The organism is Paenibacillus sp. VT-400, from assembly GCF_001029205.1.
Lineage (GTDB): Bacteria > Bacillota > Bacilli > Paenibacillales > Paenibacillaceae > Paenibacillus > Paenibacillus amylolyticus.
The window spans coordinates 731,945-754,426 of the sequence record NZ_LELF01000047.1 but is presented as its reverse complement, the minus strand read 5'-3'; the positions used below and the strand labels follow the sequence as shown (position 1 = coordinate 754,426).

The window sequence follows — 22,482 nt, the reverse complement described above, 5'->3', positions numbered from 1 at the left end:
GTCCTTAATGACGATCGGGTTCTGTCTGCTCGGGTACAAGAAGAAAAAGCACATCCAGTAATGGAAGGGAAGGCGGTAAGAAAATGAGCAAAACTAAAAAAATTCTTATCGCTGTTTCCTTGCTTGTGTTGGTATTTTCACTTGTCAGTCTTGCGAGGACTTTCTTGCGAGATTATGCCGAGAAGCAGAAAATCGAAGAGTTAACAAAGGTTTGGAAAGAAGGATCAGAACAAGGCGGAGGGGATGCGTTCCCCTCCCTTTTGTTCAATAAAGGCAATGAGCCGGTTATGCTTCCCGAATTTCGAGATCTTTACGAGAGGAACTCAGACATCGTCGGCTGGCTGAAGATTGACGGTACCCGAATTGAGTACCCGGTTATGCAGAATCCACAGGATTCGGAGTACTATCTCAATCATGATTTTGATAAAAATGAAAACCAAGGCGGTCTTCCTTTTTTGGACGAGTCTAGTACGACCAACAATTCGGACATTTTGCTGATTCATGGTCATCACATGAAAAGTGGTTGGATGTTTAAAGATTTAATGAAGTACAAGAACGAAAGCTTTTATCAAGAACATGCGACGTTCCAGTTCAGCACGCTTTACGAAAAGGAAGAGTATGAGATTGTTGCCGTTATTCTGTCAAAAGTTTATCGCAAATCGGACGACGTGTTTAAATACTACCAGATTGAGAATGTAAATACGCCCGCCGAGTTCGATTCATATGTTCAGAATATCAAAAAACTCTCTCTTTATGACACAGGCGTAACAGCACAGTATGGTGACAAGCTTATTGTGCTGTCCACATGCGAGTATTCGACCGAAAACGGTAGGTTAGCGGTGGTGGCTCGAAAGCGTTAATTGACGATGCTGAAAAACAAAATCAATCTATTTTATTTCGCGTTCTCTCCTTAGAGGACGCGATTTTTCTTGTCCCCGAAATAAGGTGCTCATGGACATGTGGCTTGAGGAATTACGCAGATCGATAAATTCTGACGAATCCAACGAGTATCGAGGATGTATACATTTGAGATGAGGACATGAAGGCCACTCCATCGTTGGGGTGGTCTCTATGTTGATCAACGACGCGGACTGGAAGGAGACGCTTTTGATCATATTATGGGGTTAAATCGACAAATTGATGTTTCTATGATAGGGTTGAAGCATCCCATAGGCATTCTACTCTTCGGAGTAGAGTGCCTTCATGTATATTATGGGTGCTTACATTAAATGTATTTTAAAATCAATTGGATCGTATATGGAGGTGGTGATGCTATGTTTCTCTCTTTAGCCCCAACAGGGGATGGTTGGATGAGTATGAAAAATGTGAAAATATCATTTAATAAAGAGGAGCGAACATAGCATGACTACTAGTTTTCAGGCGGAGACCCGCATTCCATTAAATACATCCCGACTTAGGGATTTACGTAAATCCGGGCGTTTGCCAGGTATTGTGTTTGGCAAAAATACGGAGAATGAAATGATTCATATTCCAACAATACAATTTCAAAAATGGTTGAAGCAGGGTACGTCTGGTTTTATAGAACTGCAGTTTGAAGAGAAAGGCTCATTGACTGTATTGTTGGAAGATCTCCAGCGTGATCCAGTTACACGGGATTTACTTCATGTGGATTTTCAGCAGGTGCAGACCAATGAGATCCTGCGTACTAAAATTCCTGTGAAGTTCAACGGCACACCGATCGGTACAAAACAGGGTGGAGTCGTGCAAGTTCAATTATCTTCTATTGAAGTGGAGGCATTGCCGAGACACTTGCCAACGTCGATTGAATTTGACATTAGTACTATGGAACTTGGAGAAACGCTACATGTAAGTGATGCAACGTTTGCTCCAGATGTGACGGTGATCTCTGAGGGGAATGAGTCTCTTCTCTCTGTAGTTAAACCTTAACAATTCCAAATTCGCAAAGCTGAATAATTCAAAATTAGCCGTACGGGTGATATTCCGTACGGCTAATTTGTGCTGATTACGAGATGTTGGCGTGCTCCCATCCTTATAAGGCGGGTAGTCTGGAATTCACCTCACGTATGTCTTTTGCTCGCGTACAGGCGCAATGATCCTGATATTTCGCTACCCTTTCAAAGTTCATTCGCAAAATTCAGGTGTAAAGTAGGTAGACTCAGGAAAGGTAATCACTATAATGGAAATAAGATACATATATAGTTGAACCCGAACTGCTAAGGTCATTGGCATAACATTTCTAAACAGGGCGGTGAGCGAAAAGAAATGGACAAATTAAAGAATAGCGGATTCTATAAACTGAGATTCTTCATCACTCCTGAAGAGTTTAAAAGCCTTTTGCAGCTTTTGGAGCATCGGCAAGCGCAATTCCATCGTACCAATGCTGCCCGAACAGAGCATGATTATAATCAGGTGTACGAGGAGTATCAGACGTTCTATCAGTATTTTGTGGCAGGAGAAAAGAGAGATGACATCCATCCCTTCTTTGTTTACTCTATTTCTATTGCATCGGATCAAGAAAGTTCAGGATTTTTTGTAAGAAATGAAGAGGTTTCTTTTCCATATCACGGACAATGGGCAGAGGATGAACTGCCGTGTATCTTGCTTTCATTTCCGAAAGGTTTTCAAGTTGATTTGGAAGATGAAAAAGGAAAGTACTATATATATGAGGATATCCGGGACCATAAGCCGCTGACCTATGCGTTTTTCGATGAAATAAGAGACTCTATCAAAAAAATGACCAAACCCCTTCGCTTCTCAGCCCTTGATGCAGATGCGATGCAGGAGCAAAAGCCCTCTGTGCGTATAAGCCATGATGCAATGCACAAATTGAGCCAATCGTGGATCTTCAGTAAATATGGACTTGTGATTCATGGCAAATAGGAGGGGCTGAAATGACGTTCGCCCTAAATATTATCTGTACCTGGGTACTGCTAGTTGCCTCATGTTCCGCAGTATGGTGGAGCTTCAGAACAGAAAAGCTTATAACCATCTCCTGGCTGGCATTTTTGCTACCGGCTGTCTTCCAGCTTGTTACCGCTTTCCGGATTGGTCCAGGCCAAGCAAAGTCACTCATCGTGTTCGGCTGTATCAATCTGGTGTTTGCTGCCCTTGTGGGTGCAGGTGTCTGGTATCTAGTCCAAATAGCCAATTCATATCGAAGGGGCAAATGATCAACGAATGGAAAGGGGAACTCTAATCGTGAAGCCAATGCAAGAAATAGAGACACTGGCCATAGAGATCGCTGCTGCCGCCAGAAAGTCTTTTTGCACCCTTTTTGAAAATGGTGAACGTTACTATTATTGTACGTTATACACTACTGGCGAAGGACATGCGCCAAGCATTTCTGCATGGTCGTGGGAAGCTTTGGCGTTGGAATCGGCTAGACAAGCAGAGGAAAGTGATACGCCGGTATCCACGATTGCGGATCTCATCAAATGGTCGTATGCGGATTCGCCCTATTGTTGTTTTGGGGATGATCACTTTGCCGATGTCAAACAACGATATAACGAGCGTCCTTTCATTGCGGAACTGGAGAATGATGATTGGAATCGCGAGTTGGATGTGAGGCTGAACGCCATGGAGCTGGCGATGAAAATGCTCGATGATGAAGGCATATTTGCCTTAAATCAACCGCGAGAGTCGGTATGTGTCCTTGTTGAAGTCATGCCGCCGGATAAGATCAATACCGAAATTTCTTTACGTTTGAATCCGGCGGAATCTCCGGCTATGCAAGCATGGTTGGCGGAGGCGGCAGAATAGAAGCATCTGCAATTTAGGGAGTTTTGACCTTCTATTTGACCTTCTATAATGTACCGTTTCGGCTCAATTGGCTGAATAAGATGATTATGATAATAGGACTATAATTCTCGAACCACCTTTGCACATGAAAGGGTGGTTCTTTTTTATGTCTGCGACCCTCGGACAAACACACTTTTTCTGCCTTGTCCACATTTATACCTCACCAAAACTATTTAATTGCATTTAATAGATTATCAATAAAAAGGAGGTTTTGAGAATGGGAAATAGAAGACCTGGAGCACCTAGAGGTGGTTATGACCCTGTTCAGATCTATAACTCTACTTCGTTTAATGCGAGTGGAGTAGTGGAGTATGCATCCATCTTTTGTAGCAACGATAGATATAGTGTTCAGCGTGACGAGACTTGGAGATCTTCCGACCGTGGTGTGTGCCTGGTAACCAGAATCACCGCGACGGTTAGAACACCGAGTGGAAATATTGAGGCTGAACCGTATACCTCTTCTGGTACTTCGTACAGCCAGTTCGCCATTATACAGGTAGGGGTAAATCAGTTCCGAGTGACACGTGTTACAAGTGCGATTAGAAAATGCCGGAAATAACCGAAGAGGGTTAATATCGAGATTAGGTACGAAACATGAAGAGACGACTTGCCCGGGCTAGCAGGCAGGTCGTCTTTTTTCGTTTTAATGTTTCTTGTACCATAATATTCTGCGGTGCATCGAGGAATCTTTCAAAAGTCGGAAAGGCCGTAAGGCTGGTTGATAATTGCCTTCGATAATCCAAATTCGCCGTTTCTTGTCAATGGCTATATCGAACCCGACTTGTCTAAGCATAGGGTAATGCTCTCCCAATCGTATGGCGGCTAATCGTGCAACTTGTTCCGCTCTGACAAGTAAGCGCCGATCTCCAATTCGAGCTAGTCTCAGTGCTTTAAGAACTGGAATGGGGCGGTTATTTACATTGGTGACTTGGTATCCTTGTGCTGCGACTTTAGCATAGGAACCGGTCACGTTCCAAGTGGACGAGGAACCCTTTTTGCGCTGAACCATGATCCGAATGTCGAACGGCCTGTATTTAATTTGAGCAAGCTGCAGACGCTTTTGGACAATATACTCATCACTTTTGATTGTTTGTTCGAACCATTCGAGTAACTGCTCGTTGTCTCTCATGGTGACTGTGTTATTTTCATTTTGAATACGATAAGCATTTGCACCGCTTCGTTTAATGAACAGGATACCCCTTCCGTAACTGCCATTACGAGGTTTCAGTACAACGCTGGGATACTGAAGAAGCATCTTTGTTAGCGTATCCTTCTCAAGCAACTGTGTTTCTGGCAACCGTTCAGCGAGAGAGGGCTCATCGCGCAGAATGCCATACTGCAACCATTTGTCTCTTTCGAATAACATTGGAATCACAGCCTTTTTTTCAATCGTCTACGGTAATTCTAATTCAAATTCGTGATCCGCATAAGTGGCCATTCGTCCAGATTTGTAAGTTGATGCATGTCCAATTGGTCGATGGAGACAGAAGATGAACTTTTGCGAGAAATGACTGCATTCTGGGGAGGTGTTCATTCACGCTTCGAGTGGCTTCTGGATACGCAGGCGCACTTCTATCACCACCGTGGATAACGGCATGCCATGCTGATGCACGTACTGAAACGAGAGCCAAATGTGTAATGGATTGAGCAGTGCTAGACTAACCCTATACTAGTATTTTTCGCCTATAAACTAGCTTATAAAAGAGTGCAACTTTTTTACCAATATATATACAAGTTATTCGTTTACTGTATGCCTTTTCGATGTTATACTCACAATATTCAAAAAAGAATTTGTGAAAATATGTCGAATTGAGGCTTATCAGGATGATTATAGGTAGACAAAACGGCGAAACGATCATCCTCATTCCATCGCTTGAACCGGATGAGAGACTTCCAGCCTATGTACGGCAATTGCGAGAGTATGGATTTACTAATATTGTTATTGTAGACGACGGATCTGGTGAGGCTTACCAGTCGATTTTCGAGGAGCTTCGCGAGAACGGTTGTGCTCTGCTGACACATGCGGAAAATCAGGGGAAGGGTGCGGCACTCAAGACCGGATTTGAGTATATTGGGAAGCAATTCGACGTATCTTCCTTCGTCGTAACCGCTGATTCAGACGGACAACACGCAGCTGAGGATGTATACCGCATAGCCCAGGAAGCAAGGATTTATCCGGACTCATTGGTGCTCGGGGTAAGGAATTTCAGCGAGGGGAACATACCTCCAAAGTCCCTGTTAGGCAATCGGATGACCTCCTTTATTTTTGCCATGCTCTATGGTAAAAAACTGTCAGATACCCAGACTGGGCTTCGTGCCTTCGGTCCAGGGTTACTTGCGTTTATGCAGGATGTTCGCGGCACTCGATTTGAATATGAGCTACAAATGCTCATCTCGTGCATTCAGTCTGGCATACCGATTCATACGATGCCAATCCAAGTCATTTATGAGAATAGCAATGCAGGCACTCATTTTAAAGCGATCCAGGATAGTGCTCGGGTCATGGGGGTGTTGTTCTCCAATTTCCTGCGGTTCATTTCATCATCGGTGGCCAGTTCTGTTGTGGATTTGGGCATCGCCTGGTTTTTGATCGACGCGTTGCGGCCCGTGTTGGGTGAGCAGCACTATTTAAGAATTCTGCTTGCAACCGTGATTGCGAGAGTTATTTCCATTGTGGTCAACTATGTACTGAACAGACACTTTGTATTCCGCAAGGAGGATAGCCAGGGCAGTCTATGGCGCTATCTAACGTTATGCGGAGTAGTGATCTTGCTGTCCAGTACCGGTGTATATATATTCCATACCGTTCTCTTCGTAGATGAGAAATTGGCGAAATTCGTCTGTGATGCCTTGCTGTTCCTGCTCAGTTTCCAATTGCAGCGAAGATGGGTATTTGCAGCAAGGAGGAAGCAGTTGTAGTGCAAAACGAAAAAAGGCAGAATATCTTTTTTGTCATCACGATGATCCTGATGTCGATTTATTTGGTATGGCGTACGTTCTTTACGTTGCCATGGGGTGAGGGCGTTCTGAACGTCATTTTTGGTATGCTGTTGATTGTTGCTGAAACGGTCACCGTACTGACAACCTTTGAATTATTCTTTCAAAAGATGCAAAAAGAACGTACACAGCTCGATTTTCCAATCGTTCCGCCGGAGTATTATCCGGATGTGGATGTATTTATTGCTACGCATAATGAGCCTGTTGATCTGTTATATAAAACCGTTAATGCCTGTACGTTCATGGATTACCCGGACAAGCAGAAGGTTCATATCTATCTCTGTGACGATGGAGCGAGACCAGAGGTGGAGGAGCTTGCCAAACAGTTTGGCGTGGGGTATCTGGGGTTCCCCGGAAACAAGGATGCCAAGTCTGGTAATCTGAACAATGCACTGAGCAAAAGCTCTTCCCCGCTCATTGCAACGTTTGATGCGGATATGATTCCACAGCACACCTTTTTGATGAAAACGGTACCCTATTTCATGCTCTCCACGTTTATTAAGGAGAATGAGGTATGGCGTCCTCGCCGAGAGGACGAGATGGACCCTAAGTTCAAGCTTGGTCTGGTACAGACCCCGCAAAGCTTCTACAATCCGGATCTATTCCAATTTAACCTGTATGCAGAGCAAGGTATTCCGAATGAACAGGATTTCTTCTCCAGAGAAGTGAACATCCTGCGTAATGCCTCCAATGCGGTAGCCTATACAGGAAGTAATACGATCATTTCCCGGCAGGGCATGGAAGACATCGGAGGTTTTCCACTCAATACAATCACCGAGGACTTTGAGACAAGCATCCGCTTGCAGCAGGAAGGTTATATTACCTATGCGACTCAAGAGGTTCAAGCTGCCGGTCAGACAACAACAACAGTGAAGAGCATGATTAAGCAGCGGATTCGCTGGGCACGGGGTATCATTCAGAGCCTGCAGAATACGCGTGCACCCTTGTCTGGCAAGCTTCCTTTCTGGACGAGAGTGACCTACTTAAGCAGTTTCTTATACTGGTGGTCCTTCTTTAATCGGTTGATTTTCATTTTGGCACCTATTTTATTTGCGTTATTTGACTTCCAGATTGTGAACACAACCTTCTGGCAAATCTTAATATTCTGGCTTCCATCTTATTTCTTCTACAGTGTATCCATGCGATATCTGTCCAGCAATATTCGGAATCAGCGATGGAGTCAGGTTATCGATACCATATTTATGCCTTACTTGATCTGGCCGGTTCTCTTGGAGACGCTGGGTATTCGTGAGAAAAAATTCAAGGTTACCAACAAAAGCAGAGCAAGCGGTCGACAATGGATGTCTGCTCTGTTATATGCACTTCCGCATATCTTCTTGCTGTTGCTTTCCATTGCAGCCGTGATTCGGTATGTGAATGGCAAGTACGGCATTGCGCTTTTCTTCAGCAGTATCATTATTTTCTGGCTGATTCATAACATGATTGCGCTGTGTTATGCCCTGTTCTTCATGATCGGCCGCCGTGCGTATCGGGAGACAGAACGGATTCGGGCGCAGGAAGATGTCACGATTCACGACCAAGCCAACAATCTGCGTTATCAGGCCAAGACGGTGGATGTATCTGAGCAAGGTATTGCCTTCTATGTCCCATATCCCATTTATTTGGCTGAGCAGAAGATCATCTCTTTGGTTGTCAAAACCGACCGGTATGAGGCCAATCTCGATGCAGTCATCGTTTATGTGAAACAGGATGGAGAGGGCTGGCGTTACTCCGCAACGGTTCAGCCGATTGATGAGAATGATAACCGCCAATACATGCAAATCATCTACGACCGTAAACACTCGTTGCCAGAGCAGATGAATCTGTGGGATACGGCTTATGACGATATGTTACGTAATGTGAAAAAACGGATTGTTCAACCCAGATCGGATCAGCGAAAAATGCCGCGGCTTTCCCTTCAGCTTCCAGTTCATTTCACCAATGATGCTAGCTGTACGCTGCGCAGCTTCAATTATCGTTTCTTCTCCGCGACGGGTTTCCATGGTGATATTGCGGCAGGAGCGGTCGTTACTTTTTATACGAAGAGTAATATTGAAGTCATTTTGCAACATACGGGAAAAACGACAGCTCGTGAGCGCGAAGTGCTTCTCTCGGTGGAGAATATCGATGATATTGTGGAGAAGGGCCTGATCGACCAATTGTTGACTGATTTGATTGAGCCACATTCCGATCGTTCCACCAGAGAGGGTTAGGAGAGATAAAGATGCTCATTGTGCTTCATTTTGTGATGGGAGTTTTATTGATAATCTCCTTTGTTGGTTATATGCAGTTTGTTCGGAAGACATTTGCACTACGGTGGGAGTTTATCCCTGTATTTGTGTTTTCCTCGATTGCCTGCATCGTATATTTTGCTGGCTTGGCAGGTCAGCTCTTTATAGGAAGTATTATCTTGATGATACTCGGCTTGTTTCTTTTTAGAGATACGCTGGTTCGAGCTGTCCGACGAGGGACCAAGCCGAATGTATTGTTCTCGTTATTTCAGTTTTCTTTTCTGGGCGGAACGTTCATCTTTTTGCTGATTCTGTTCCAAAATCAATTGACACACTACGATAATTTCTCCCACTGGGCTATCGTATTGAAGCAGATGATGAGTACAGATGCCTTTCCGACGCCAGACTCCAACCTGATTGATTTTAAAAACTATCCGCTGGGGACTTCGTCGTTTATTTATTATGTCTGTCGCTTCATGGGGCACTCCCAGTCCGTAATGCTCTTGGCACAGGGATTGCTTATCTTTTCCTGTTTTTATGCCATGTTTGGCATTGTTTCGGAGAAGAAACGCTTTCTTCTGTACGCTTTTCTTGGACTCGGGTTATCTACACTTTCGTTTTTCAATCTTACGATTCGGATCACCAATCTGCTCGTGGATTTCTTGCTTCCAATCTACGCGCTAGCGATCCTGGCGGTGATCTACCAATATCGTAATGAGATCAAAAAAACATGTATTGTTGTTCTTCCGCTTGCGGGATTACTGACCATTATCAAAAGCACGGGTATTATTTTCGCCGCGATCGGTCTGATATTCCTAGTGTATACATGGCTAAAACATAAACAAAAGTTCAGTTGGAAAACAGCGCTCGCTGTAGTGGGTACGATCTGCGGTGCGCTGATTCCCTACTTCAGCTGGAGCTGGCGAATGGCAACGGTGTTCCAAGGGATTGATAACAAGTTCGATGTGGCTACGTCGGGGATTCAAGCCGGCAAAACGCCAGAGCAGATGCGTGAGATTCTGTGGACTTTCCTGAAGGCCAGTACGGATCTGACGACACGGCCAGTGATCGGCATTGTTATTTTCCAGCTTATCGCAATTGCAGCATCTGTATTTGCCATCGTTGTGCTCAAGAAAAAGTGGAACTTATGGAAAGCATTAATTGCTTTGGATTTTGTACTGTTACTGTACTATGCGGGTATTCTGGCGTTGTATCTCTTCTCCATGCCATTGGATGAAGCCATTGTCCTGGCTGGATTTGAGCGTTATGCATCGAGTATCGTGGTGCTGTTCGCCGGTGGGCTGGTGTTGTGCGCTGCGATCGACCTGGAGCGATCATTCCACTATCGGATCGGTGAGGTGCCTGATTATCAATCCTTTAAGACGGTTGAGACAAAAGGTCATTATCAAAAAGGCATTATCGGCTGTATGGCGGTTGCGGCGACCATCCTTTTATCGGAATACAACGGGATCGTCTCGATTGCCAAAACCTACGATACAACGCTCCCTTACAAGATTCATGCGGTTACCGGTGATCGGTGGTATCCAGGTGGGCAGGTGGATAATAATAGATATCTCTTCTACGCCTCAGACAGGGACCAGCAGGTCACGAATTATTACATGCAATATGTAGGAAAGTATTTCTTGTATGCTCCACATGTGGACGGGATCGTGTTGTTCTATGAGGATAATATGGATAACCTTCTGAGCGGCTACGATTATCTGGTGGTCGTCGAGACGGATCTCAACGCCAAGTGGTTGCTGAAAAAGCATTATGGCATCGACATGCAAGAGGGGATTTATAAAATTACCCGTTCGGGGGATCAGATCGTTCTTACGCTGGCTTGAGATCATAGATGTTGAGATCCTGTTCCGGGTATCCGGTCAGATAAAATGGAATACATGATTTGTATATAGAGTCTCCTTAAATATAGCCCGTTATAGCTAATACCTATAGCGGGCTATAACTCTTTCGTAGAACAGCTATTCCGATCGGATATGTTATATTTAATTCTATAATGATAAACGGGGAGATTAAACTATGAGCATACAAACAGAACCTAAACAACGAACAGTCACTCCATTTCGATATGATATTGTTGGCAGTTTCCTGCGCCCGAGTGCGTTGAAGGATGCCCGATTAAAATACCAGAACGGCGAAATTACCACGGAACAGTTGAATGAAGTGGAGAATGCCGAGATTGTGAAACTTGTACAGAAGCAAAAAGAGGTTGGCCTTCAGGCTGTAACGGACGGCGAATTCCGCCGCTCTTGGTGGCATCTGGACTTTTTCTGGGGACTGGATGGTGTAGAGCGGACGATCATTGAGGAAGGCTACCGATTCAACGGTGCGACATCCAGACCGGAAACAGCTCGTCTGAGCGGCAAAATCAGCTATAGCAGTCATCCATTTGTAGCGCATTATGCCTTCTTGAAAGAAGCGGCTGGGGAAGACGTTGTTGCCCGTCAGTCCATTCCAGCAGCAGCCCAGTTCCTATTCGAATTGGACCGGGCAGATAATAAGGAAAGCACACAGGCCATCTATCCGAACCGCCAAGAGCTTCTCTCGGACATTGTCGGGGCGTACAAAGCATCCATCCTGGCTTTTTATGAAGCCGGCTGCCGTAGCATCCAGATTGATGATTGCACATGGGGTGCATTGTGTGACCAACAGTTCATCACAGTGATGGAGCAGATTGGTGTTAATGTGGAAGAGTACGCCAATGAACTCGCAAAACTGAACGAAGATGTGGTATCTGGCCTGCCGGAAGACCTCGTGGTAACCACTCATGTCTGCCGCGGTAATTATGTTTCGACATTTGCAGGAGTCGGTGGCGGTTATGAGCCGATTGCGCAGACACTTCTGAGCATCGATAACTACTCAGGATTCTATCTGGAGTTTGATACGGAACGGGCTGGAGACTTCAAGCCACTTCGATTCCTGAAGGACAATCAGCAGGTCGTACTTGGCCTCTTCTCTTCCAAATTCGGAGAGTTGGAGAACAAGGAAGATATCCTGAAACGGATTGAGGAAGCTACACAATATGTTGATTTGGATCGAATCTGCCTGAGTCCACAATGCGGCTTCGCTTCCACGGAAGAAGGCAACCATCTGACCGAGGAACAGCAATGGCGCAAACTTGCCTTCATTAAGGAAATTGCTGAAGAGCTTTGGAAGTAACTTTTTCAACGTCATTCATCTTAGCCGTACGGATCATCATCCGTATGGCTATTTGGTGTATCCTCACTTTTGAGTGGATGTTTGATCAGAACCCATATCAGCCAAGAGAGTGAAGCCATGGGTAGAGATGAGAATAACGGATCAGGGAAGCGGCATGACTGAGGAAGAGGTGTGGTGGACGAAATAAAATAGCGACAGTTAGGACAAAGGGATCTTTGTCGCAACTGCCGCTATTTGTCTATTTTGCATGATATCGCCCTTTAGGCACCACCATTGGTGATCCCGAAACGGGGTCTTCTATGACCGTACATTCCAATCCAAAAATGTCTTTAACCTGTGGGGCGGTTATCACCTCTGCGGGCTTACCCTCAGCCACAAGTTTCCCGGTATGAAGCACAGAGGGTTACATTCCTTGATGAAGTAGTCCATTATCCGTTCTTAACGGAACAGTTATAGGATGAGAGCAGGAGGGGTTCTATTAAATTAGGATGAAAATAATATCCATGTATTACATTCCAGATCATGGTATATTTGTATTATTAAATAATGTAAGGAGATTCTACATGCATAATCAATTCATCAAAAAGTTGATCGTTCTTTGTTTGGTTTTTGTATTATTACCAGCAACGAGCGTTTTGGCTGCGTCGTCACTTATTAAGGACCCGGTCTTGGCCAAAGTTATTCGAGCAGATTTGAAGATGTCGGCTAAGAAGGAAATAAAGGCTGCCGATTTGAAAAAATTAAAATCCCTATATGCTATGGAAACAAAAAGTAAGATTTCTAACCTGCAAGGTCTTGAACATGCCGTTAATATGACGGATTTAGTTCTACCCGGCCATAACGTGAAAAATATTACACCGCTCACCAAATTAAAAAAATTAGAGTTTTTAGCTTTGGATGGAAACCAGATTACAGATCTGTCTCCAATTTCAGGATTAAAAAATCTGCAAACTTTATTTATGGAAGATAACAACATCAAAAGTCTGGCTCCATTGAAAAATATGCATAAGCTGAAAAGTCTATTCGCCAGCGGTAATCAGGTGACTGATCTGAGTCCTCTTCAGAAGTTAAAGCTGGAATGGGTCATTATGAATAGTAATAAAATTCAGGATCTAACTCCTTTAAAAAACCATCCGACCTTGGAGTATCTATATGTAGAAGGTAACCTCATTGAGGATATTGCAGTGCTCGAAACCATCCCACATCTAACAGAGGTATATTTGGCTAACAATCCGTTGAATGAGCGTGCAGAGCAGGTTGTGAAAAACTTGGAGAAGAAAGGCGTCCTTGTAAGTCTGGTAAGCGATGAAGCGGATCAGGCGAAGTAGTTTCGATTAGAGAAGATGTATATGTAAGAAGAAGTTAATCCCTCATTATATTGAACAAAAACAAAGAAGGCCGCAGATATTCTGACGGCCTTCTTTAAGTATGCTGAACAGAAACGCTCGGTAACAACTCATTGCCTGTCCCACAACAATATTATTCCACTTCGATCTCCTTCACTGTCTCTCCCTCAACCAGCACCGGCTGATAGTAGGTGTTCGTGGGCATATCCTTTTTGCCTTGCAGATTCTTGATCACCCAGTCGGCAGCATCACGGCCCATTTGCTCTTGGGGATGGGTTAACGTTGTAAGCCGGATGTTGGCGTTCTTGGCGATGTACGAATTGTCCTGTCCAATGATGGATAACTCATCAGGGATCGAGATGCCGAGTTGCCTACAAGCGTGCACGACCTCCAATCCTACCTCATCGTTGTAACAGACGATCGCGGTGAGCGAATCCCTGTTTTCTTCCAGATACGTTGCTACATTAGAGGATAAATCCGGTTTCGATGCGGTATCAAAGGAAAGCACTTGCTCAGGATGGAACCGTAACTTCGCTTCACCCAGCGCCTTGATGTACCCCTTCATCCGGTACTTGCCTTGTAGATCATCCATTTTGGCAATAATGCCGATCTGGGTATGGCCTTTCACAATCAATTCCCGTGTAGCAAGATAACTGGATTGCACGTCATCCAGGCAGAAGAACGGAACCTCCAGCTCCTCATAAAATGCATTAATCATCGTAAACGGCACATCCTGCTCTTTGAAGGACAGGTAGTACGCAATATTTGGGTTATACAGATTACTTTTGGTTGGTTCGACAATTAGGCCATCCACGCCGTAGGAGAGCATCATTTCGAGGGCTTTTTTCTCCTGCGCTACATCATTATTAGTACTGGCCAGCAGTAACGAGTAGTTGTCCTCATTTAGACGACTCTCAATACCGCGGATAATGGACGGAAAGATATAATCCGAGATGTATGTCGTGATCACACCAATCGTTTTCTTCGATGTGTTGCCGCCTGATCGAGAGCGATACTGATTGCTAACGTAGGTCCCTGAACCTTTTTCGCTTCGTAAAAATCCTTCGTTTGATAACTCCAAAATAGCCTTCCGCACCGTCTGGCGACTTACGTTGTAGCTTTCCTGTAATGCCAACTCGGTGGGGATCTGTTCGCCTATGCTATATGTTCCCGAAAGGATATGACTCTTTATATCATCAATGATGACCTGATATTTTGGCTTCACGTAGTCCACTTCTTTCATCGTTACTCATCTATATAAACGTTGTTGTTCAAATAGTTGTACGTACATATTTTAGCATGATTCAGATAGGATGAAAATAAAACCGAACATTTTTCGAAATAAACCGTACATATCCAGCCTTTTTGGATGGAGGTGTACCTTACAGCATAGCCATTTTATAGCCATATAAGACCTTTGAATGGTTGAATAGACTACAATATATGTCCTTTGTAAGTATAACTATTATATATTATTGACAAATGTACGTACAAAAAATATACTAAGGCTGTCAGAAAAGGAAAGCGCATTCTTTGAAAACACAACAGGAAGCATTTATACAAAATTCATTATTAGCTACTGCCATAAGTAGAAGCTTCACCTTATATATGCATCCTTTGGGATGTGAAATCGCGACCGGAGAGGGGATACACGTGATTATGAGTCAATTGGACTTGAAAGAAGCCATTACCAAGGGCGCTACTTCGCTCGGAATTGAATTTGGATCAACGCGGATTAAGGCGGTATTGATTGACGAGCGTTTTGAAACCATTGCGTCAGGTAGTTATGAATGGGAGAACCTCCTGAAAGATGGATATTGGACGTACAACCAGGAGGATATCATCACAGGTCTGCAAACGGCTTATCGTGAGATGAAGCAAGATGTAGAACAGAAATACGGAATTACGCTGCGAACGGTCGGTTCTATCGGATTCTCGGCCATGATGCACGGATATATCGCTTTGGATAGCGCGGGTGAACTGTTGGTCCCTTTCCGCACGTGGCGTAACGCTACGACGGGAGCAGCCGCAAGAGAGCTAACGGAACTTCTGCAATTCAATATTCCGGAACGCTGGAGCATTGCCCACTTGTATCAAGCGATTTTGAACGAAGAGGTGCATGTGCCACAGATCGATCACCTGACAACTTTGGCTGGATACATCCACTGGTTGCTGACGGGCAATAAGGCGATTGGGATCGGCGATGCATCAGGCATTTTCCCAATTGACGAGACTACACATAACTATCACCCATCCATGATCCAACAGTTCGACGAACAGATCGCAGGCAAGGGTTATCCGTGGAAAGTTGAAGATCTTCTTCCCAAAGTGTATCTCGCTGGTGAGAATGCAGGTGAGCTGACGGAAGCGGGAGCCAAGTTGCTCGACCCTTCACAAGATCTGCAAGCAGGCATTCCGCTCTGCCCGCCAGAAGGCGATGCCGGAACGGGTATGGTGGCAACAAATAGCGTGAGAAAACGTACGGGGAACATCTCCGTTGGCACATCCGTATTTGCGATGATCGTACTGGAGAAGGAATTATCCAAAGTGTATCCCGAGATCGATATGGTCACCACGCCGGATGGCAGTCCAGTAGGGATGGTGCATGCCAACAACTGTTCCAGTGATATCAACGCATGGGTTGGACTGTTCCGTGAATTCTCTCAAGCAATGGGATATGAAGTGGATAACGCCAAGTTGTTTAGCGTGTTGTTTAACAAGGCTTTGGAGGCAGACCCTGATGGTGGTGGCTTGCTCAGCTACGGTTACTACTCAGGTGAGAACATTACGGGACTTGAGAAAGGCCGTCCATTGTTCGTCCGCTCCCCGGAAAGCAACTTCAATCTGGCGAACTTCATGCGGACACATCTGTTCAGTGCCTTCGGTGCACTCAAGTTGGGTATGGATATTTTGACGGAGGAAGAGAATGTAGCCATTGACAGTATTTTGGCGCATGGTGGCCTGTTCAAGACCCCTGTGGTCGGACAACGTATTGTAGCCGCTGCGATGAACGTACCCGTGTCGGTGATGTCTACCGCTGGTGAAGGCGGCGCATGGGGTATGGCGCTTCTGGCTTCGTACATGATCAACAAGGATCAAGAGGAGAGCCTGGATGTGTTCCTGGAACAGAAAGTCTTCAACGATGTTGAGGGAGTCGAAGTAGCACCGGATGCATCGGATGTGAAAGGGTTTGAAGCATTTATCGAACGCTATCGGAGTGGACTTGCGATTGAGCAATCAGCCGTAGATCATCTGGTAGAGGTTGTTCAAAAAGACCGCTTTTGATTACGAAGGATGCCTAGTGGCATCATCAACATCGAATATGGAATTCAGCCGAAATGTCCGTTGCTCACGTAGCTCTATCTACGCTCCGCTACTCCATTTCTAGCTTCATCCCATCTTCTCGGTACTGAAAACCGACTTTTTGAACACGCACTATTAGAGAACGGGAGGGAATAACATGTTAGAACAACTGAAAGAAGAGGTATTCCAGGCGAATCTGGAACTGCCCAAGCACGGACTTGTAAAATTCACATGGGGTAATGTCAGTGCAATTGATCGGGAAAGCGGTCTGTTCGTAATTAAACCAAGTGGCGTTAGCTACGATGTGATGAAAGCAAGCGATATGGTTGTGGTCGATCTGGACGGTAATGTGGTGGAGGGTGAGATGAGACCTTCCTCGGATACCGCAACACATGCCGTACTATATAAGCATTACTCGGAGATTGGCGGCATCGTGCACACACACTCCACATGGGCGACCATCTGGGCGCAAGCCGGACTGGACGTCCCTGTTATGGGAACAACACATGCAGACACGTTCTATGGAGCGGTGCCTTGTGCACGTTTCCTGAATCAGGACGAGGTTGATCGCGGATACGAAGCGGAAACAGGACGCGTCATTATTGAAACGTTTGAGCAGCGTGGGATTGATGTTATGGCCGTTCCAGCAGTGTTACTCCATGGTCATGCACCGTTTACGTGGGGGAAAGATGCCAAGTCTGCGGTGGTAAACAGTGTCGTGCTGGAAGAGGTATGCAAAATGAACCTGTACGCGCGGCAGTTAAATAACTTCGCGAAAGAACTGCCACAAGGCATTTTGGATAAACACTATCTTCGTAAACACGGCAAAGACGCGTATTACGGACAGAAGTAATTAGGTTGTGTATCAATAGGATGACACTAATCCAATCGAATAGGTCTTGTGCTACTACTGCCAACAAAGTTGTATAAAACTTTTACACGATAACGGAGAAGACAGAAGAAAGCTGGAGAAGCGGAGCGTTCACCTTTATCCCCGGATTTTCCCTTTAGAAAAGGGAATCAAAAAAATCTGGGGATAACAGTGATCGGAAGATTATTCTGGCTGCGCAGTGGTCCAGTGTAACCCATTTATTCGACTATAAAATAATGAAATGAGGATGATTATATGTCAGCAGTAAAAGAATTCTGGTTTGTGGTCGGTTCACAGCACTTGTACGGAGAAGAAGCACTGGGCGAAGTAAAAGCCAACGCACAGAAAATCACGGATGCCCTTAATGCAAGTGGCGTACTGCCGTACCCGCTCGTATTGCAGGATCTGGCGGTAAGCGCAGATAAAATCACGAGCACGATGAAGGAAGTCAACTATCGCGACGAAGTAGCAGGTGTGATCACATGGATGCATACGTTCTCCCCAGCGAAAATGTGGATTCGTGGTACGAAATTGCTGCAAAAACCTTTGCTGCACTTGGCAACCCAATTCAACGAAAGCATTCCTTGGGCAACCATCGATATGGACTTCATGAACTTGAACCAAGCGGCACACGGTGACCGCGAATATGGCTTCATTAATGCCCGTCTGAGAAAACAAAATAAAATCGTTGTTGGTTACTGGGAGCGCCCAGAAGTGCAACAACAGGTTGCTGACTGGATGGACGTAGCGGTAGCTTATAATGAGAGCTTTAACATCAAAGTAGCTCGCTTCGGTGATAACATGCGCAACGTGGGCGTAACCGAAGGTGATAAAGTGGAAGCACAGATCCAATTCGGATGGACCGTTGATTACTTTGGTATTGGCGACCTCGTGCAATACGTGAACGCTGTAACAGAGAAGGAAATCGATGATTTGATCGCTCAGTATGGAGACCTCTACGAATTCGATTACGGCACGAACAGCAAGGAAGCTTGGGAAGCCAGTGTACGTGTGCAAGCGAGCTATGAAATTGCGATCAAACGTTTCTTGGACGAAGGTGGTTACAGTGCCTTCACTACAAACTTCGAAGATCTGCATGGCATGAAGCAGCTTCCGGGTCTTGCAGTACAACGCCTGATGGCTCAAGGGTACGGATTTGCCGGTGAGGGTGACTGGAAAACAGCTGCGCTGGATCGCTTGCTGAAAATCATGGCCCATAACGAGAACACAGGCTTCATGGAAGACTACACATACGAGATGGCCGCTGGACAGGAAGCGATCCTGCAATCTCACATGCTTGAAGTAGATCCGACACTTGCCAGCACCAAACCGAGAATCATCGTGTCCCCACTGGGCATTGGCGATCGTGAAGATCCGGCTCGTCTCGTATTCGACGGCAAAGCAGGTGAAGGTGTCGTGGTATCCATGGCAGACTTCGGTACACATTACAAACTGCTGATCAACGAAGTATCTGCTTTTGAACCAACCGTTCCAGCACCTAATCTGCCAGTAGCGCGTGTTCTGTGGAGCGTGAAGCCGAACTTCCAAGATGGAGTGAAGGCATGGATCGAAAATGGTGGTGGTCACCATACGGTTGTATCCTTGAACCTGACTACAGATCAGATCGTGACGTATGCGAAGCTGGTGAATCTGGAGTACGTTATTATTAAGTAAAAGTGGATTGGCAGCTACTGCCTGAACTCATACAATTTTTTTCTCTGTGGCCGGGGGTTAACCCTCGGCCCTTTGTTTGTTATGCTGAGAAGCATGATGTGAAGCTGAGCAAGGATTTGCTTTTTCATCGAAAAGGGATAAGAAATGAAGGAGGAAGGACATGTATACAAAAGAAAGCTTGATGCAGCAACTAGAGCAGCTTGGTATGGATAGGCAAGGCACATTGCTTATTCACTCTTCAATGAAAAGTATAGGCGAGGTTGAAGGTGGAGCAGACACGGTGTTGGATGCCTTTAGTGACTATATGAAAGAGGGATTGTTGGTGCTTCCCACTCATACGTGGTCTACCATTAATGCGGATAACCCAGTGTTTCACGTGGAAAATACTACCTGTTGCGTGGGCATTCTGCCTGAACTTTTTCGTAAACGTGCGGGCGTAGTTCGTTCGTGGCACCCTACGCATTCGGTAGCGGCACTGGGAAGGGACGCAGAGGCATTTACGAAGGACGATCATCTCTTCGATACACCGTGTGCGAGAGGTTCAGCATGGGGGAAACTGCTTGATCGGAAAGCGTCGATCTTGTTAGTAGGCGTTGACTTGAAGCGGAATACATTTATCCACGGGGTCGAAGAGTGGGTGGACATCCCTGGCAGAATGACGGACGAGCATGAGATGCTGTATACGGTTTTACCAGATGGAAGCCAGATTTCAGTACCATCCCGCAGACATTGTGGGTTGCCATGGTCGGAGCATTTCTGGAAAGTAGACGAGGTATTGGTTCGCGAAGGTGCGATGCGTACAGGAAAGCTCGGTGATGCGGTCGTAAGAGTGTGTGATGCGGCTAAGACAGCAGAGGTAATTACGGAGATGCTCAAGCATAACCCTGATCTATTCACGGACAATCTCCCTCTACATGCAGTAACCGAATGATACAAGAGCCGTCCGGTAGCCGGATGGCTCAATATCGATCACTTGATGATATCCGAATATCTCCCGAGCAGATGATCTCCTCTCCTGTTTGTACTCTAAACCTTCAAAGGCATTCATAAATAATCAGAAATAGATCAGCATTTCGATCAGAGGTTGGTCGGACTTCCAGTGTATGGGCTACTCACCCTTATGGTGGTGTGATAAGATATGGTTAAATTAACCAATAAGTTTGGCGTAGCAGAATTGTATAGGTGTTTATTGAAGTTATATATAAGTATCACATAGAATCATGAACAACCACGTTGTCATTGTAGCATCTAAGAAGGAGAAGATTCGTGAACCCTTTAGTATGGTATGATCTCTTTTTATTTGTCCTTTTGTTTGGTGTAGGTGTATATGTGTTTGCTACAGTTAGAATTACGAACTTACATAAAGTGTACTTTTTATTTCACGGGTTGATGATGCTCTGGCCTTTCTGTCAATTTGCGAGTACGCTCACGGATGATTCCGGTCTGCAATTGTTCTACGTTACCTTATCTTTCGTTGCGGTCTCTCTGCTTGGGAGCGGGTGGCTTCTACTGACGATCTTTATTACCGGTTATTCAGAGCGTCTGAGTGCAAAAGGAACCTTCTTGCTATTTGTCCCTGCGGTGATCGGGGCTATAGGTGTGGTCGCAAATCCATGGAACGAATTCGTCATTCCACTGGAGGGCGGGTACATCGAGCGGGATTACGGCCTTTGGTTCTGGGTTGTGATGACTATTCTGGTGAGCTATTTCTTGACTTCTCTCGTGGTTCTATTCCGGGCGGTGTATTCTTCGCAGACGTCTGCCATGATCAAAAAACAGGTGAGAATCACCCTGTGGGGCATCTTGGTGTTGGCTGTGTTTGCAACAATTGATGCGATTCTGAATGTCGTTCTAGCCCGGTGGTTGCCGATCATTCCTGGCATGACTTCGCTGGGGATCTTTCTATCGGACCTGTTCTTTGTCTATGTGATCAAAAGATACAATGTGTTCGATCTGGTCTCCATCGCCCATGAGGATGTTATCAATACCATTCCATATGGCATTCTGGTACTGGATGAGAATGAAGTCATTGTTGAAGCGAACAAAGCCTCACGATCTTTTATGGATCTGCATGTGGGGGATTCTTTTGATATGGAAGCTTTTCTGGAGTCTGTTCATGTTGTGGGCAGCTGCCGGGAGTTTGTGAATCACTATAAGAAAAAAGAAAATACCCTCTCTCACATTGAAGTGATCGTGGATCGGGACAACAATATCCGGCACTATATCCTGCAATCTTCTCCGATTGTGGATTCGGCTCTTGTGCCGATCGGTCATATTCTCACGTTTCAGGATGTCTCACAGGAGCGTTTCTACGTGAAAGAGATGAATCGCCAGAACGTAACGCTTCAGGAGCGAAACCAGGCGCTAGACTTGATCCGTCAGGAGTTGTCCGAGGCCAATCGCAAACTGGAGGAACTCGCCCTGACGGACAGTTTAACCAACTGTTACAACCGTCGTTATCTGACCCAACATCTGAATCACGAGGTTATTACCAATATTCAATACAAAACACCATTCTCACTCCTGCTGCTCGATATCGACTACTTCAAAGCGATTAATGATCGCTATGGGCATGTCATCGGGGATGAAGTGCTCGTTCGCACGGCGGAGGCCGTCAAACAATCCATTCGCAGTACGGATATCCTGACGCGTTATGGCGGGGAAGAGTTCATGATCTACCTTCCGCACACGGAGCATGATCTGGCAAATCAAATCGCGGAGCGCGTAAGAACAGCTGTGGAGTCCAACCACATCATGGTGGATCACGAGAGTACGCAGGTGTCGATTACGATTAGTATTGGAATTCTGGCCTTTGAGGACTTTGAAGTTGTGCATGTGCCGGACAATCCGGAGGGGTATTTGACTCAGCTGTTCGCTGCGGTGGATAAGGCATTGTATCAGGCGAAGCAGAACGGGCGTAACAGAGTGGAGTTTGCGGAGTTTGAGCGGGGTGTTGTATGAAATTTACGGGTAAAGGGTTACGCGAATGAAATTTGTATTAAGCACCATCATATCAATTTAAAGTATAAAAGATTGGTTTTCAGTATCGAGAAAGTGGGATGAAGCTAGTAATGGAGTAGCGGAGCGTAGGGAAAACTAC

18 protein-coding genes are annotated in these 22,482 nt (G+C 45.4%); 16 read left to right on the top strand and 2 right to left on the bottom strand.

Features of this window, described 5'->3' with window-relative positions; translation table 11 throughout:
• Positions 1–83: 83 nt before the first annotated feature.
• The 6 genes from srtB to EL84_RS05580 all read left to right on the top strand — a co-directional run bounded on the left by srtB (position 84) and on the right by EL84_RS05580 (position 4,339).
• Positions 84–860 (top strand): class B sortase, encoded by a 777-nt coding sequence (gene srtB / locus EL84_RS05605; RefSeq protein WP_047841004.1) that lies wholly within the window; start codon positions 84–86, stop codon positions 858–860.
• 502 nt (positions 861–1,362) lie between these two features.
• Positions 1,363–1,908, top strand: a complete 546-nt coding sequence (locus tag EL84_RS05600) for a 50S ribosomal protein L25 (protein WP_047841003.1) — start codon at positions 1,363–1,365, stop codon at positions 1,906–1,908.
• 336 nt (positions 1,909–2,244) lie between these two features.
• Positions 2,245–2,862, top strand: a complete 618-nt coding sequence (locus tag EL84_RS05595) for a hypothetical protein (protein WP_047841002.1) — start codon at positions 2,245–2,247, stop codon at positions 2,860–2,862.
• Between the two features lie 11 nt (positions 2,863–2,873).
• A complete protein-coding gene (locus EL84_RS05590; protein ID WP_036611832.1) occupies positions 2,874–3,152 on the top strand; it encodes a hypothetical protein in 279 nt (92 codons plus the stop codon).
• A gap of 37 nt (positions 3,153–3,189) precedes the next feature.
• On the top strand, positions 3,190–3,741 hold the full coding sequence (locus EL84_RS05585; RefSeq protein ID WP_047841108.1) for a DUF4303 domain-containing protein: 552 nt from the start codon (positions 3,190–3,192) through the stop codon (positions 3,739–3,741).
• Between the two features lie 256 nt (positions 3,742–3,997).
• Positions 3,998–4,339, top strand: a complete 342-nt coding sequence (locus EL84_RS05580; protein ID WP_047841001.1) for a hypothetical protein — start codon at positions 3,998–4,000, stop codon at positions 4,337–4,339.
• Positions 4,340–4,423: 84 nt separating this feature from the next.
• Here the strand turns inward: EL84_RS05580 and EL84_RS05575 are convergent, their stop codons facing one another.
• Positions 4,424–5,146, bottom strand: a complete 723-nt coding sequence (locus EL84_RS05575; protein WP_047841000.1) for a YheC/YheD family protein — start codon at positions 5,144–5,146, stop codon at positions 4,424–4,426.
• A gap of 458 nt (positions 5,147–5,604) precedes the next feature.
• Between EL84_RS05575 and EL84_RS05570 the strand changes: the two genes are divergently transcribed.
• The 5 genes from EL84_RS05570 to EL84_RS05550 all read left to right on the top strand — a co-directional run bounded on the left by EL84_RS05570 (position 5,605) and on the right by EL84_RS05550 (position 13,516).
• Positions 5,605–6,699 carry a bifunctional glycosyltransferase family 2/GtrA family protein gene (locus EL84_RS05570; protein WP_047840999.1) on the top strand — a complete coding sequence of 365 codons (1,095 nt, stop codon included), beginning with the start codon at positions 5,605–5,607 and terminating at the stop codon, positions 6,697–6,699.
• Complete coding sequence (locus EL84_RS05565) at positions 6,699–8,990, top strand: glycosyltransferase family 2 protein (protein ID WP_053061394.1); 2,292 nt, start codon at positions 6,699–6,701, stop codon at positions 8,988–8,990. The genes EL84_RS05570 and EL84_RS05565 overlap by 1 nt, the downstream gene beginning before the upstream one ends.
• 11 nt (positions 8,991–9,001) lie before the next feature.
• Complete coding sequence (locus EL84_RS05560) at positions 9,002–10,855, top strand: hypothetical protein (protein WP_047840998.1); 1,854 nt, start codon at positions 9,002–9,004, stop codon at positions 10,853–10,855.
• A gap of 193 nt (positions 10,856–11,048) precedes the next feature.
• A complete protein-coding gene (locus tag EL84_RS05555) occupies positions 11,049–12,188 on the top strand; it encodes a 5-methyltetrahydropteroyltriglutamate--homocysteine S-methyltransferase (protein ID WP_036611821.1) in 1,140 nt (379 codons plus the stop codon).
• A gap of 563 nt (positions 12,189–12,751) precedes the next feature.
• The gene (locus EL84_RS05550; protein WP_047840997.1) at positions 12,752–13,516 is read left to right on the top strand and encodes a leucine-rich repeat domain-containing protein; all 765 of its coding nucleotides are present in this window, start codon (positions 12,752–12,754) and stop codon (positions 13,514–13,516) included.
• 151 nt (positions 13,517–13,667) lie between these two features.
• Here EL84_RS05550 and EL84_RS05545 read toward each other — a convergent pair whose 3' ends face one another.
• Entirely contained in the window at positions 13,668–14,759 is a 1,092-nt protein-coding gene (locus EL84_RS05545; protein ID WP_047841106.1) for a GntR family transcriptional regulator, read from the bottom strand.
• A 434-nt stretch (positions 14,760–15,193) separates the two neighbouring features.
• On the opposite strand from EL84_RS05545, the gene EL84_RS05540 reads away from it, so the two are divergent.
• From EL84_RS05540 to EL84_RS05520, 5 genes are all read left to right on the top strand, one after another.
• Positions 15,194–16,819: a xylulokinase gene (locus EL84_RS05540; RefSeq protein WP_047840996.1), complete on the top strand. Its 1,626-nt coding sequence runs from the start codon at positions 15,194–15,196 to the stop codon at positions 16,817–16,819.
• Positions 16,820–16,994: 175 nt separating this feature from the next.
• Positions 16,995–17,690 (top strand): L-ribulose-5-phosphate 4-epimerase, encoded by a 696-nt coding sequence (locus tag EL84_RS05535; RefSeq protein ID WP_047840995.1) that lies wholly within the window; start codon positions 16,995–16,997, stop codon positions 17,688–17,690.
• A gap of 273 nt (positions 17,691–17,963) precedes the next feature.
• Positions 17,964–19,382 (top strand): L-arabinose isomerase, encoded by a 1,419-nt coding sequence (gene araA, locus EL84_RS05530; RefSeq protein ID WP_047840994.1) that lies wholly within the window; start codon positions 17,964–17,966, stop codon positions 19,380–19,382.
• A 160-nt stretch (positions 19,383–19,542) separates the two neighbouring features.
• Positions 19,543–20,313, top strand: a complete 771-nt coding sequence (locus EL84_RS05525; protein WP_047840993.1) for an AAC(3) family N-acetyltransferase — start codon at positions 19,543–19,545, stop codon at positions 20,311–20,313.
• A 335-nt stretch (positions 20,314–20,648) separates the two neighbouring features.
• On the top strand, positions 20,649–22,343 hold the full coding sequence (locus EL84_RS05520) for a diguanylate cyclase (protein ID WP_047840992.1): 1,695 nt from the start codon (positions 20,649–20,651) through the stop codon (positions 22,341–22,343).
• The last annotated feature ends 139 nt before the right edge of the window (positions 22,344–22,482 follow it).